At 60.4% G+C, this 14,185-nt stretch carries 10 protein-coding genes; 7 read left to right on the forward strand and 3 right to left on the reverse strand.

The annotated features are described in order from the left end of the window. Positions 1-407 precede the first annotated feature (407 nt). The 6 genes from QRN20_RS03010 (at position 408) to betA (ending at position 7,900) form a co-directional block, all read left to right on the forward strand. Positions 408-1,355, forward strand: a complete 948-nt coding sequence (locus QRN20_RS03010; RefSeq protein WP_029243381.1) for a choline ABC transporter substrate-binding protein — start codon at positions 408-410, stop codon at positions 1,353-1,355. A 64-nt stretch (positions 1,356-1,419) separates the two neighbouring features. Further along, positions 1,420-2,268 carry a choline ABC transporter permease subunit gene (choW, locus tag QRN20_RS03015; protein WP_170968957.1) on the forward strand — a complete coding sequence of 283 codons (849 nt, stop codon included), beginning with the start codon at positions 1,420-1,422 and terminating at the stop codon, positions 2,266-2,268. Then, complete coding sequence (choV, locus tag QRN20_RS03020) at positions 2,265-3,443, forward strand: choline ABC transporter ATP-binding protein (protein ID WP_285359990.1); 1,179 nt, start codon at positions 2,265-2,267, stop codon at positions 3,441-3,443. Before choW ends, choV begins: the two co-directional genes overlap by 4 nt. Positions 3,444-3,830: 387 nt before the next feature. Next, positions 3,831-4,424 carry a transcriptional regulator BetI gene (gene betI, locus QRN20_RS03025; protein ID WP_004888075.1) on the forward strand — a complete coding sequence of 198 codons (594 nt, stop codon included), beginning with the start codon at positions 3,831-3,833 and terminating at the stop codon, positions 4,422-4,424. 105 nt (positions 4,425-4,529) lie between these two features. Continuing rightward, positions 4,530-6,002 (forward strand): betaine-aldehyde dehydrogenase, encoded by a 1,473-nt coding sequence (gene betB / locus QRN20_RS03030; RefSeq protein ID WP_122418036.1) that lies wholly within the window; start codon positions 4,530-4,532, stop codon positions 6,000-6,002. Between the two features lie 197 nt (positions 6,003-6,199). Beyond that, positions 6,200-7,900, forward strand: a complete 1,701-nt coding sequence (gene betA / locus QRN20_RS03035) for a choline dehydrogenase (RefSeq protein WP_043305802.1) — start codon at positions 6,200-6,202, stop codon at positions 7,898-7,900. Positions 7,901-8,475: 575 nt separating this feature from the next. On the opposite strand, the gene QRN20_RS03040 is transcribed toward betA, so the two are convergent. The 3 genes from QRN20_RS03040 to recQ all read right to left on the reverse strand — a co-directional run bounded on the left by QRN20_RS03040 (position 8,476) and on the right by recQ (position 13,411). Beyond that, complete coding sequence (locus QRN20_RS03040; RefSeq protein ID WP_285359991.1) at positions 8,476-10,659, reverse strand: FimV/HubP family polar landmark protein; 2,184 nt, start codon at positions 10,657-10,659, stop codon at positions 8,476-8,478. Positions 10,660-10,754: 95 nt separating this feature from the next. After that, positions 10,755-11,189, reverse strand: a complete 435-nt coding sequence (locus tag QRN20_RS03045; protein ID WP_029241577.1) for a MarR family transcriptional regulator — start codon at positions 11,187-11,189, stop codon at positions 10,755-10,757. Positions 11,190-11,281: 92 nt separating this feature from the next. Beyond that, positions 11,282-13,411 (reverse strand): DNA helicase RecQ, encoded by a 2,130-nt coding sequence (gene recQ, locus QRN20_RS03050; protein ID WP_122413447.1) that lies wholly within the window; start codon positions 13,409-13,411, stop codon positions 11,282-11,284. 176 nt (positions 13,412-13,587) lie between these two features. Between recQ and QRN20_RS03055 the strand changes: the two genes are divergently transcribed. Beyond that, positions 13,588-14,175: a UPF0149 family protein gene (locus tag QRN20_RS03055; protein ID WP_004879452.1), complete on the forward strand. Its 588-nt coding sequence runs from the start codon at positions 13,588-13,590 to the stop codon at positions 14,173-14,175. The last annotated feature ends 10 nt before the right edge of the window (positions 14,176-14,185 follow it).

The raw sequence follows: 14,185 nt of genomic DNA on the forward strand, positions 1-14,185 counted from the left end.
CGAGTGCCTGTGCCCTGCTCTGCTACGCTGGAGCCGCACCGCCCGCAGCATGGGCCTTCACGCAAGCGCTCGACGCCCGGCACCGACATGCCCATACCCATCAGCGCCATAGGCCTCGAGCAGCACAGCCAGCAGACGTTTTTGGCCGTTTTCTGGCTGCTCCACCCCTGCAGAAGTGCGCTTGCACGTTGGAATAAATCTGTAAGCGACCTTGCGCACACTGGATGCGACCCCGCCTGTACTGGATACGACGCCCCCAGTATGCGTTTGATTTTGCCTGTTACATGATCGGCCTCGACTCGATCGCCAGGCGCAGTGATGGAGCTTCGCGAAATGCATTGCCAACACATAAGTCGCGTCAGCGCTCACCTGCTGATGACCAGAAGAAACTCACAGGAGTCCACCCCATGAAAGCTTCCAAATCGTTGCTGTTGGCCGCCACGCTCTGTACCCCGATGCTGGTCCAGGCCGCCGAACCAGAGGCCTGTCATACCGTGAACTTCTCCGATGTCGGCTGGACCGACATCACCGTCACTACCGCAGTGACCAGCGCCGTACTCGAATCCCTCGGCTACAAGACCAAGACCACCATGATCTCCGTTCCCGTGACCTACAAGTCTCTGGCGGACGGCAAAAACATGGACGTGTTTCTGGGCAACTGGATGCCGACCATGGAAAACGACATCAAGGCTTATCGCGAAGCCGGCACCGTCGAAACCGTTCGAGCCAACCTGGAAAACGCCAAGTACACCCTCGCTGTACCTGAAGCGCTCTACAACAAGGGCCTGAAAGACTTTTCCGACATCGCCAAATTCAAGAAGGAACTGGGCGGCAAGATCTACGGCATCGAGCCTGGCAATGACGGCAACCGCCTGATCCAGAGCATGATCGACAAGAACGCCTTCGGCCTGAAAGACGCAGGTTTCAAGGTGGTCGAGTCCAGCGAGGCCGGCATGCTGTCGCAGGTGGATCGTGCGACCCGCCGCGACACCGACGTGGTCTTCCTGGGCTGGGAACCGCACCCGATGAACAAACGCTTCAAGATGAAGTACCTGACCGGTGGCGATGAGTTCTTCGGCCCCAACTTCGGTCAAGCGACCATCTACACCAACACGCGCAAGGGCTACACCCAGGAATGCAGCAACGTAGGCCAGTTGCTCAAGAATCTGTCGTTCACGCTGGACATGGAAAGCACGCTGATGGGCAACGTTCTGGAAGACAAGACCAAGCCTGATGTTGCCGCCAAGGCGTGGATCAAGAAGAACCCTCAAGTGCTCGACACCTGGCTTGCCGGTGTGACCACTGTTGACGGCAAACCGGGGCTGGAGGCTGCCAAGGCCAAGCTGACCCAGTAAGCCGGCGGCAGGCGGGCACGTCCCGCCTGTTGCTTTCATTTTTCCCCGCAAGCGGACAATCACTATCATGCTGACTGATCATAAAATCCCTCTGGGCGAGTACATCGCGGCGTTCGTCGACTGGCTGACGCGTAACGGCGCCGACTACTTCGATGCGATTGCCTCGACACTGGAAATGATGATCCACGGGCTGACCTTCGCCCTCACCTGGTTCAACCCGTTCGTACTGATTGGCCTGATCGCCGCACTCGCACACTTTATCCAGCGCAAATGGGGCCTGACGGTGTTCGTCATCCTCTCCTTCCTGCTGATCCTGAACCTGCATTACTGGCAGGAAACCATGGAAACCCTGGCGCAGGTGCTGTTCGCCACGATGGTCTGTGTCGTGATCGGCGTGCCGCTGGGCATCATTGCCGCGCACAAGCCGATGTTCTACACGGTCATCCGCCCGCTGCTCGACCTGATGCAGACGGTGCCCACTTTCGTTTATCTGATTCCGACGCTGACGCTGTTCGGTCTGGGCGTGGTGCCCGGTCTGATTTCGACGGTGGTGTTCGCCATCGCCGCGCCGATCCGCCTGACGTACCTGGGTATCCGCGACGTGCCGCAGGAACTGCTCGACGCGGGCAAGGCATTCGGCTCCTCGCGCCGCCAGTTGCTGACACGAATCGAACTGCCCTACGCCATGCCAAGCATCGCGGCCGGTATCACCCAGTGCATCATGCTGTCGTTGTCGATGGTGGTGATTGCGGCGCTGGTGGGTGCCGACGGTCTGGGCAAACCTGTGGTCAACGCATTGAACACCGCTGATATCGCCCTGGGCTTCGAAGCCGGCCTGGCGATCGTACTGCTGGCCATCATGCTCGACCGCATCTGCAAACAACCCGAAGGCAAGGTAGGGTCCGACGCATGAGTATCATCAAATTCGACAAGGTAGACGTCATCTTCTCCAGGGATCCGCGTGAGGCCCTGAAGCTGCTGGACGAAGGCCTGACGCGTGACCAGATCCTCAAGAAAACCGGGCAGATCGTGGGGGTGGAAAACGCCACTCTGGAAATCGAGAAAGGCGAAATCTGTGTACTGATGGGCCTGTCCGGCTCCGGCAAATCCAGCCTGCTGCGCTGCATCAACGGCCTCAATACCGTGAGCCGCGGCTCGCTGTTCGTCGAGCATGAAGGCTCGCAGATCAACATTGCCAGTTGCTCGGCGGCGGAGCTGAAGATGATGCGCACCAAGCGCATCGCCATGGTCTTTCAGAAGTTCGCCCTGATGCCTTGGCTGACAGTACGTGAAAACATCAGTTTCGGCCTGGAAATGCAGGGTCGCCCTGAGAAGGAACGACGCAAGCTGGTGGACGAAAAGCTGGAACTGGTCGGCCTGACACAATGGCGCAACAAGAAGCCGGACGAGCTTTCCGGTGGCATGCAGCAACGCGTGGGTCTGGCCCGTGCGCTGGCGATGGACGCCGACATTCTGCTGATGGATGAACCGTTTTCGGCACTCGACCCGTTGATCCGTCAGGGCCTGCAGGATGAACTGCTGGCACTGCAAAGCAAGCTGAGCAAGACCATCGTGTTCGTCAGCCATGACCTGGATGAGGCGCTGAAACTGGGCAGCCGCATCGCGATCATGAAAGACGGCCGCATCGTTCAGTACAGCGTGCCGGAGCAGATCGTGCTCAACCCGGCAGATGAATACGTGCGCACCTTCGTCGCGCATACCAATCCGCTGAACGTGCTGTGCGGCCGCAGCCTGATGCGCACGGTTGACCAGTGCACCCGAGTCAACGGCTCGGTATGCCTGGATCCGGGTGGTGATTCCTGGCTGGACCTGGCCGAAGGCAATGTCATCAAAGGCGCACGTCAGGGCACCGACACGCTGGACCTGCAGAACTGGACTCCGGGCCAGGACGTCAACACCCTCGACCGCCGCCCGACCCTCGTGCACTCCAACATCGGCATGCGCGACGCCTTGCAGATCCGCTACCAGACCGGCAACAAACTGGTGCTGCAGGACGGCAACCAGGTCGTCGGCATCCTTGGCGATACCGAGCTGTACCACGCGCTGCTGGGCAAGAATCACGGCTGAACGATCAGGGGTCTCAAGCACACCGATCGTGCCCATGCTCCGCGCTCAGCGTTATACACAAATCCTCCTGGAGGAATACGATGTTGATCGTTCCCACGCTCTGCGTGGGAATGCCTCCCAGGACGCTCCGCGTCCGCTCTTGAATGTGACGCAGATACGCGCCCAGGCTCCAGCGTTATCCACGTCATGCGCTCGGCTCACTGAATCCTCAGTCTGTGCCATTTGTGACGCGGAGCGTCACGGGAGGCATGCCCACGCGGAGCGATGGGCACGATCAGTTGACACGCCTGTCATTTTTTATTGATTGATCGTTCAATTAAAAATCTTTAGACTGTGTCAGCCATTTCGGTATAACGATCACTTCAGCCACTCGGGAGAATCGCGTTTATGCCAAAGGTCGGCATGCAACCCATCCGCCGCCAACAGTTGATCCAGGCCACGCTTACCGCGGTCGATCAGGTCGGCATGGGCGACGCCAGTATCGCGTTGATCGCCCGTCTTGCAGGCGTTTCGAACGGCATCATCAGTCACTACTTTCAGGACAAGAACGGCCTGATCGCAGCCACCATGCGCCATCTGATGAATGCACTGATCCAGACCGTCAGGGACCGCCGTCAGGCCCTGACCGACGACAGCCCGCGTGCGCATCTGCAAGTAATCATCGAAGGCAACTTCGACGCCAGCCAGGTCAACGGCCCGGCCATGAAAACCTGGCTCGCCTTCTGGGCGACCAGCATGCATCACCCGTCGCTGCACCGTTTGCAGCGCATCAACGACCATCGTCTGTATTCGAACCTGTGCTGTCAGTTCCGCCGCGCGTTGCCGCTGGAACAGGCACGCAACGCGGCCCGCGGGCTCGCAGCCCTGATTGATGGGCTGTGGCTGAGAGGCGCGCTGTCAGGCGATGCATTCGACACCGAGCAAGCGCAACGGATCGCTTACGAATACATGGATTTTCAATTGGCGAAATCGGCGAACTGAGCGCTTTCGAAGCGCCATCACCGAACGACTGAAACGCCGTGTTGCCCAATGTTTCCGGCACACAGAATCAGTCATCGCCTCCCCCACTGAATTTGCGAGGACTTTATGGCCCGTTTTGAATTGCAAAAACTCTACATCGACGGCGGTTATGTCGATGCCAGCAACACCGAGACCTTCGACTCCATCAACCCGGCGAACGGCGAAGTACTGGCCAAGATCCAGCGCGCCAGCAAGGAAGATGTCGAGCGCGCCGTGGTCGCCGCCGAAAAGGGCCAGAAAATCTGGGCCGCCATGACCGCAGTCGAGCGTTCGCGCATCCTGCGTCGTGCCGTGGACATCCTGCGTGAGCGCAACGATGAACTGGCCGCTCTGGAAACCCTGGACACCGGCAAGGCCATCTCGGAAACCCGTTACGTCGACATCGTCACCGGCGCTGACGTGCTGGAGTACTACGCAGGCCTGGTGCCCGCCATCGAAGGCGAACAGATCCCGCTGCGCGACTCCTCCTTCGTCTACACCCGCCGCGAGCCGCTGGGTGTCGTCGCCGGGATCGGCGCGTGGAACTACCCGATCCAGATCGCCCTGTGGAAATCCGCACCGGCGCTGGCGGCAGGCAACGCGATGATCTTCAAGCCAAGTGAAGTCACCTCGCTGACCACCTTGAAGCTGGCTGAAATCTACACCGAAGCGGGCGTCCCGAATGGCGTGTTCAACGTACTGACCGGCAGCGGTCGTGAAGTCGGCACCTGGATCACCGAGCACCCGCGGATCGAGAAAGTCTCCTTCACCGGCGGCACCGACACCGGCAAGAAAGTCATGGCCAGCGCCTCGAGTTCGTCGCTCAAGGAAGTGACCATGGAGCTGGGCGGCAAGTCGCCGCTGATCGTGTTCGACGACGCCGACCTGGACCGCGCCGCCGACATCGCCATGATGGCCAACTTCTACAGCTCGGGCCAAGTCTGCACCAACGGCACCCGCGTATTCGTGCCGAACGCACTGAAGGCCGAGTTCGAAGCGAAGATCCTCGAGCGTGTGAAGCGTATTCGTGCCGGTAACCCGGAAGACGAAAACATCAACTTCGGCCCGCTGGTCAGCTTCGAACACATGGAAAGCGTGCTGGGCTACATCGCCAAGGGCAAGGAACAGGGCGCACGCCTGCTGTGTGGCGGCGAGCGGCTGACTGGCGGTGAGTTCGCCAAAGGCGCTTATGTCGCGCCGACTGTGTTCACCGACTGCACCGACGAGATGACCATCGTGCGCGAAGAGATCTTCGGCCCGGTGATGAGCATCCTCGGCTACGACACTGAAGACGAAGTGGTCGGCCGCGCCAACGATACCGATTTCGGTCTGGCAGCCGGCATCGTGACCCGTGACCTGAACCGCGCACACCGTGTGATCCACCTGCTGGAAGCCGGTATCTGCTGGATCAACGCCTGGGGCGAGTCGGCGGCGCAAATGCCGGTCGGCGGTTACAAGCAGTCGGGCGTGGGCCGTGAAAACGGCATTAGCTCGCTGGCCCAGTACACCCGGATCAAGTCGGTACAGATCGAACTGGGTGACTACGCGTCGGTTTTCTGAGGTTCGTTGAGTTGAATTTCGTCTGAGGCGAGGCCTTCGCGGACAAGTCCGCTCCCACAGGCATTGACTGCGTGGGAGCAGCTTTCTCGTGAAATGGCCCCTCAAGTAGCGCACTAGCATGGGGTGCTAGGGGTCGAGCACTGAGTCGACCCGCGCTGATTTGCATTTGCCCCACCTACCTTGAAGAGGGCGCATTTATGTCCCAGGAATTCGATTACATCATCATTGGTGCCGGTTCGGCCGGTAACACTCTGGCAGCCCGTCTGACCGAAGACGAAGGCGTCACCGTTCTGCTGCTGGAAGCCGGCGGCCCGGACTATCGTCTGGACTTCCGTACCCAGATGCCTGCCGCACTGGCGTTCCCGCTGCAAGGCCGCCGCTACAACTGGGCCTACGAGACCGAGCCAGAGCCGCACATGAACAACCGCCGTATGGAATGCGGTCGCGGCAAGGGCCTTGGCGGCTCGTCGTTGATCAACGGCATGTGCTACATCCGTGGCAACGCAATGGACTATGACGGCTGGGCGAAAGAACCGGGCCTGGAAGACTGGAGCTACCTCGATTGCCTGCCGTATTTCCGCAAGGCAGAGACTCGCGACATCGGCGCCAACGATTATCACGGCGGCGAAGGTCCGGTCAGCGTCACCACGCCCAAGGCAGGCAACAACCCGTTGTTCCATGCCATGGTCGAGGCCGGTGTACAGGCCGGTTATCCGCGTACCGATGACCTGAATGGTTATCAGCAGGAAGGCTTTGGTCCGATGGACCGCACCGTGACGCCCAAAGGCCGTCGCGCCAGCACCGCGCGCGGCTATCTGGACGAAGCGAAAAAGCGATCGACGCTGAACATCGTCACTCACGCGCTGACCGACCGCATCCTGTTCGAAGGCAAGCGTGCCGTCGGCGTCGCGTACCTGGTCGGCGACAGCGACACCCGCCACGAAGCCCGTGCACGCAAGGAAGTCCTGCTGTGTGCCGGGGCGATTGCCTCGCCGCAGATCCTGCAACGCTCAGGCGTCGGCCCTGCCGAATTGCTGAACAAGCTGGACATTCCAGTGGTTCACGACCTGCCGGGCGTCGGCCAGAACCTTCAGGATCACCTGGAGATGTACCTGCAGTACGCCTGCACTCAGCCGGTGTCGCTCTACCCTTCCCTGATGTGGTGGAACCAGCCTGCAATTGGTGCGGAGTGGATGTTCCTCGGCACCGGCATCGGCGCCAGCAACCAGTTCGAAGCCGGTGGTTTCATCCGGTCGAGCGAAGCGTTCGAGTGGCCGAACATTCAGTATCACTTCCTGCCGGTCGCGATTAACTACAACGGCACCAAGGGCGTGCAGGAGCATGGTTTCCAGGCACACGTCGGTTCGATGCGTTCGCCAAGCCGTGGCCGTGTGCACGTCAAGTCCAAGGACCCGCGCGAGTACCCGAGCATCCTGTTCAATTACATGGCGTCTGATCAGGACTGGCAGGAATTTCGCGACGGCATCCGCCTGACCCGCGAAATCATGCAGCAGCCTGCGCTGGATCCGTACCGTGGCCGCGAAATCAGCCCGGGTATTGATGTGCAGTCGGACGAGGCGCTGGACCAGTTCGTGCGCGAACACGCCGAGACGGCCTATCACCCGTCGTGCTCTTGCAAGATGGGCACCGACGAGATGGCCGTGGTCGATGGCCAGGGCCGTGTGCATGGCATGCAGAGCCTGCGTGTGGTGGATGCGTCGATCATGCCGATCATCACCACCGGCAACCTGAACGCCCCCACGATCATGATCGCCGAGAAAATCGCCGACAAGATCCGCGGCCGCCAGCCCCTGCCGCGCAGCACTGCAGACTACTTCGTGGCGGGCGACAAGCCAGCGCGTGGCAAACCACTGCGTGAGATCAGCCATCAGGCCTGAACCGCTGATGATCGTGCTCCGCGTCGTACTCAAGAGCGGACGCAGAGCGTCCTGAGAGGCGTTTCCACGCAGAGTGGGGACGATCATCTGACCGTTCATGATCGTGCCCATACTCTGCGCTCAGCGTTATACACAAGTCATCTGGCTATCCAGTGAGGCAGCAGCACTGATGCGCTTTTGTAGCGCGATGGCATGAACACCGCAGATCGCGACGTGGGTGAAGGCTGAGTCCTGGCGCTGATTCGGGGGCAATCGGCATGGATGCCGATTGAGCTGCACTGGGCCATGGATGGCCCATTTGCAGCGACCCCCGAATCAGTGTCAGGACGAAGGAACCCCGGCGAAGCCGGGGCCGGAACCGGAGCAAAAGGCTTTGCTTACTTTGGCCTCTCAAAGTAAGTCGCCGAGGGGCGAAAAGGTGACTGGAGCCATGCGCTCGGCTAACTGAATCCACAATCTGTGCCATTTGTGACGCGGAGCGTCACGGGAGGCATGCCCACGCGGAGCGATGGGCACGATCATCAGTGTTGTGCACGATCAGTGTGAGCGTCGTGCGCAAAGCGCGACACAGTCTCTCAACTGATCCCCGCCAACAGTTCCCGCGCCAGACGCTGATGCTCTTCGTCAGACTCGGCGATCACCTGCAACAGGATTTCACGGGCCGACTCGATATTCCCGTCGTCGATCAACACTTGAGCCTGATTGATCTGGCTCAACGGTGGCTCCTCCAGATCCAGCAGGTCGAAGTCCGAATCGTCACTCATGAAGCTGTCGAGGAAGTCATCACTCAAATCGTCTGCAGCGGACGGCGCAATCACTTCGATGGGTTCTACGGCATCCGAATCCGAGAAGTCGCTGAGGAATTGCTCGTCAGACAGCTCGAATACTTCCGGCAATTGATTCAGATCTGATGAAAACCCCGGATCTACTTCAGGCCGATCGGCGGGTTTGGTGCGGGCAGGCGGTGCGTCGAACGGATCAACCAGATCCCAGTCAGCGTCCATCGACAACTCGTCCAGATTCAGCTGGAATTCGTCTGACGGCTCGGGATTCAGCGCTGCTGCCGTGGTTTCATCCAACTGCGTGATGGCAGGCTGCTCCTGTTCTGAAACAGGATCGGGCGCAGCCGCAGCGTTGAACTCAGGCCCGCTCTTGGCCAGCGAAACAGCCCCGACAGCAGCGGCCGTCAACGCTGTGGAGGCAGCGAGTGCCTCACGCGTCTTGAGCTGCGGATAACGCTCACGAATGTCCTGAATGGCTTGCGGGGTCACGCCGTGGTTCAACGCCGACTGTTCCTCGGCAGCAAAACCGGTACTGTCGCCCTGCTCGGCCAGCAATTCGAGCAGCCTGATACGAATGTCTTCACGTTCCGGCTGTTTTTCAAGCGCATTGCGCAGGATGCCGATCGCTTCGCTGAAGCGCCCGTAGGCAATGTAGATGCTGACGCCGTCCAGCGCATCGGGGGCAGCGCCCGCCATGCGTTGTGAAGACGAGGCCTTGACCGCGGGTGCGGCGACAGGTGCGACCACCGGCTGTGGCGCGACCGCAGGCACTTCGAAGACCGGGAGAACCGCGGCCTGAGCAGGTTTGATCAGCGGCTCGTCAGGCGTAACGGCCGGGGTCACGCTCGGAGTGCGTTGCTGCCGTCTTCTGTTATAGGCAAATGCCAGGAGCAGCAGGATGATCAACAGACCGGCCAACAGCACTGGAATGCTGAGGAACGGTTCGCTGGGAGCCGACGCCACGACAGGCTGTTGAACAGGCACGACCGCCGGTGGCGGTGTCGACACCTTGCTGGCGCCGGACTGAGCCTGCACGAGATCGGTTCGAAGCGCGGTGATCTGCTTGTCCTTGCCAACCAGCTGGTCCTGCAGATCGGCGGTCTGCGCCTTGAGTTCTTCAAGCGCTTTGGTCAGTTGCTGGGTTTCGATGGCGGCCGTCGCCATCTGCTCGGCCGCCTCCCGGACTTCGGCAGGTTGAACGGATGGCGCTGCAGGACTGGCTGCCGAAGGGCTGGTTGTGGGCAGCACCGCCGAATCAGGCAGTAACAAGTCCTGCCCAGGCTTGAGGCCTGCCCCTTGGGCGAATACCTGAGGATTGAGCAGCCGTATGCCATCGGCCATCTGGGTGGTCGAGACCTTGCTGCCCTGGCCCTGAACACGGGCGGCAATGGCATTCAGGGTATCGCCGCTGACCACCTTGTAGTGTTTGCCTTTGACAGCGGCAGGCGGCGCGACCGGCATGCGCGACTCGGGAGCCGCCGACTGTGCTTTGCGCTGCGTATTGCGACTGCGGGTTGCCGCGACGCCTTCGGGCGACGTGGCAGGATCGAGCAGGACGGTGTATTCGTGCAGCAGATCGCCATTGGGGCGGGACAGCTGCACCAGAAAACTCAAGTAAGGTTCAGTGACCGGTTTGTGCGAAACCACCCGGATCACGCCGCGCCCACCGTTCAGAACAGGGGTGAAACGCAGATCGTTCAGGAAGAACACGCGCTCGACGCCTGCCTTGGCGAATGCCTCCGGCGAGGCCAGCCTGGCCACCACATCGTCAGAGCTCAGGCCATCGGTTTCCAAAAGCGCAATTTCGGCATTCAACGGCTGATTGAGCGCCGAGTGCAGGGTTATTTCACCCAGCCCCAACGCGGACGCCAGCGACGAATAAACCAGCGTCGACGCTACGACAGACGCCGCCATCAGGCGCGCGTAAAAACCATGACCGACGGTGCGACCCGTACTCGCCTGAGAACTCTTCAGCATGCTAACCCTTATGGAAACCACAGCAGGCTTCTCACCTATCCCGATGAACTTCACTATCCGTGGCAAGAGTATGGGGGAGAACTCGCAGACTCGTCTCAGGATCTTTCGAGATTGGCCAGAATTCGCGAGTGCACGCGTACGCACACCCGCAGGTCTTCGTCATCCACACCCTCGAAGAGTTCGATCCGTAAAACATTGGCAATGGTTTCGATCTGTTCGATCAATGGCAGAGCAGTGTCGCACAGCACGATTTTCTTGGCCCGACGGTCCTCAAGCACTGCCTGACGCTGCACCAGTCCCTGGCCTTCAAGGCTGTCGAGCAATCGCGCAAGGGTCGGCCCTTCGACGCCAACACTCTGGGCCAGCTCACGCTGGGTGGGCGCCTCACCGAAGCGGGCAAGGTGCAGGAGCACCAGCCAGCGAGCCTGAGAAAGGCCCATACCGGCCAGACGACGATCCAGTTCGGCCCGCCAGCCACGGGAAATCTGTGCGAGTTGCATCCCGAAACGATGTTCATCAGTCAATGGCATAGAGCACTCGTGATCAAAACTAACTATTAGCGAGCTAAGCATGCTCCTTGCAATCAGGCAAGCACCCCACCGTGGCGTCTCGTCGCAGGTTCCTACATCTCGAATTCGGATTGCAGGGCGGCGCGCACGCAATACAGCACACCTTCGGGAACACGCCCAGTGAATTGTTCGATCACTGAAGAAACCGGAGGCAGTTCACCTTCCCCATCCAGGAACGCATCCTGAATCTCGCCCAGCAAGTCTTCGGGCAGATCCAGTGCCTGTTCGACGGACAATTGCTGTTTGCCGATGGCTTCGGCCAGCAGGGTGTAGACATTCTTTTCCGAGCACTGCAACTGGCCGGCAATCTGCGCCGGGGTCATGCCAGCGTGCGCCAGACTGATCAGTTCATGACGCAGGTCGGTGACCACCCGTGGCGCTTCGGCCTTGCCGCTGAGCACTTCCAGAAACGCCTCGCCGTAGCGCTCCAGCTTGCGCGCGCCGACGCCACCGACCTTGGCCATTTCAGCCATGGAACCGGGTTTGCTGCGCAGCATTTCCAGCAGGGTCGAATCCGGGAAAATGACGTAAGGCGGTACTGCGTGCTCTTCGGCCAGCTTGCGGCGCAGCGTGCGCAGGGCCTCCCACTGCTCGCGTTCCTCGCCTCGCACCAGTTGACTGGCCGGGCTGCCGGAATGGCTCTTGGCGGTGGTCTGCGGCTTGAGATCACGACGCAGCTCCAGCGTGACTTCGCCGCGCAGCAGCGGACGGCAGGTGTCACTCAGACGCAGTCCGCCATAACCTTCCAGATCGATGTCCGCCAGACCCCGCGCGACCAGTTGTCGGAACAACGAGCGCCATTCACCCTCGGAGCGTGCCTTACCGACACCGAACACCGACAGGTGCTGATGGCCGAAGCTTTCGACCTTGTCATTGGATTTGCCGAGCAGGACGTCCACCAGGTGCCCCACGCCATAGCGCTGGCCGGTGCGATAAATGGCCGACAGCGCCTGACGCGCAGGCTCGGTGGCGTCCCAGGTCTGCACGCCATCGACACAGTTGTCGCAATGGCCGCAGGGGTTGGGCATGTCTTCATCGAAATAGGCGAGCAACGTCTGGCGACGGCAGCGGGTTTCTTCGCACAGCGCCAGCATCGCATCGAGCTTGTGGTGTTCGAGCCGCTTGTGTCGCTCATCACCTTCGGAGTTCTGCAGCATCTGCTTGAGCATCAGCACGTCCTGCAGACCGTAGGCCATCCAGGCATCCGCAGGCAGACCGTCACGCCCTGCCCGGCCGGTTTCCTGGTAGTAGGCTTCCAGCGACTTGGGCAGGTCCATGTGTGCGACGAAACGGACGTTGGGCTTGTCGATTCCCATGCCGAACGCGATGGTCGCGACCATAATCAGGCCTTCTTCATTAAGGAAGCGCTTCTGATTGGCGGCACGGGTTTCGGAAGGCAGCCCTGCGTGATACGGCAGCGCCGGGTAGCCGTTGTCGCTGAGGAACACCGCGACCTCGTCGACTTTCTTGCGTGACAGGCAATAGACGATGCCTGCATCGCTGCGACGCTCGGACAGAAACGCCAGCAACTGCTTGCGCGGCGACTCCTTGGGCACGATGCGATAGAAGATGTTGGGGCGATCGAAACTGGACAGAAACCGTTCGGCATTCTGCAGGTGCAGACGCGTGACGATTTCTTCACGTGTCCGCTTGTCGGCGGTGGCCGTCAGGGCGATGCGCGGCACATTGGGAAACAGTTCGGCCAGTTGACCCAGTTGCAGGTATTCCGGGCGGAAGTCATGTCCCCATTGCGAAACGCAGTGCGCTTCATCGATGGCGAACAGTGCGATATCGAGGTTTTGCAGAAAGGACAGCATGCGCGGCTGAACGAGACGTTCCGGCGCCAGATAAAGCATTTTGACTTCACCCTGACGAATCCGGTTGGCCAGGTCGCGCTGCTGTTCGGCACTGAGCGTGGAGTTGAGCGCAGCGGCAGAAACACCCAGCTCTTCAAGGGTCGCGACCTGGTCATCCATCAATGCGATAAGCGGCGAAACCACCACGCACAGGCCGTCGCGCAATAGGCCGGGAACCTGGAAACACAGGGACTTGCCGCCGCCGGTCGGCATCAGCACCAGTGCATCGCCGCCGTTGGCTACACGTTCGATAATGGCACCCTGGCGACCACGGAAGCTGTCATAGCCGAAGATGTCTTTAAGTACGCGTTGTGCCTGTTCGAGCATAAAAACCCCAGATTGTCCTGCTGCACTGCAAAACGGGGGAGTATACCCGAGCGCTCACAGGCAATGGATGACTGGGACATGAGTGGTCGAAATTAACTGCAATGGGCCGCCGCGCTGGCGCCACAGGCGCTCAGGGCCTAGAATTCAGCATCGTTTATTTCCAAGGTAGTGCGTCCATGTCCTTCGCTGAGCAACTAACCCGCCTGCAAGTCTTCCTCGATGCAGATGAACTGCACGAAGAAGCACTGGACTACGTGGCCGCTCATGGCTACCTGACCGCCCTGTCTATCTGTTCCGAACCCGTGCCGGAGCGCGAGTGGATCGATGCCCTGTTCTCCGAGCCGCCACACTACGCGAGCGACGCCCAGCAGGTGGAGATCGAAGCCACTCTGATTGCATTGCAGGCCCATATCGCCCGACAGCTGGCGTCGGACGAAGAGTTCGAACTGCCATGCGATCTGGATCTGGGCGACGACCCGGATGATTCGGATCTGCGCGGCTGGTGCATCGGCTTCATGGAAGGCGTGTTCCTGCGTGAAAATGCCTGGTTCGAAAGCGCCGAAGACGAAGTCAGCGAAATGCTGCTGCCGATCATGGTCGGTTCGGGTCTGTTCGACGAGCAACCGGAGTTCTCCGATATCGCTCAGGACGCCAACCTGATGGACGACATGATCGTGCAGATTCCGGAAGCCCTCACGGCGCTGTACCTGCTGTGCCAGGCTCCGGACGAGAAACCGGCAATTCTCAAACCCCGTCACCACTGAGTCCGCGCCT

The organism is Pseudomonas sp. fls2-241-TYG-175 (assembly GCF_030209155.1).
Classification (GTDB): domain Bacteria; phylum Pseudomonadota; class Gammaproteobacteria; order Pseudomonadales; family Pseudomonadaceae; genus Aquipseudomonas; species Aquipseudomonas viridiflava.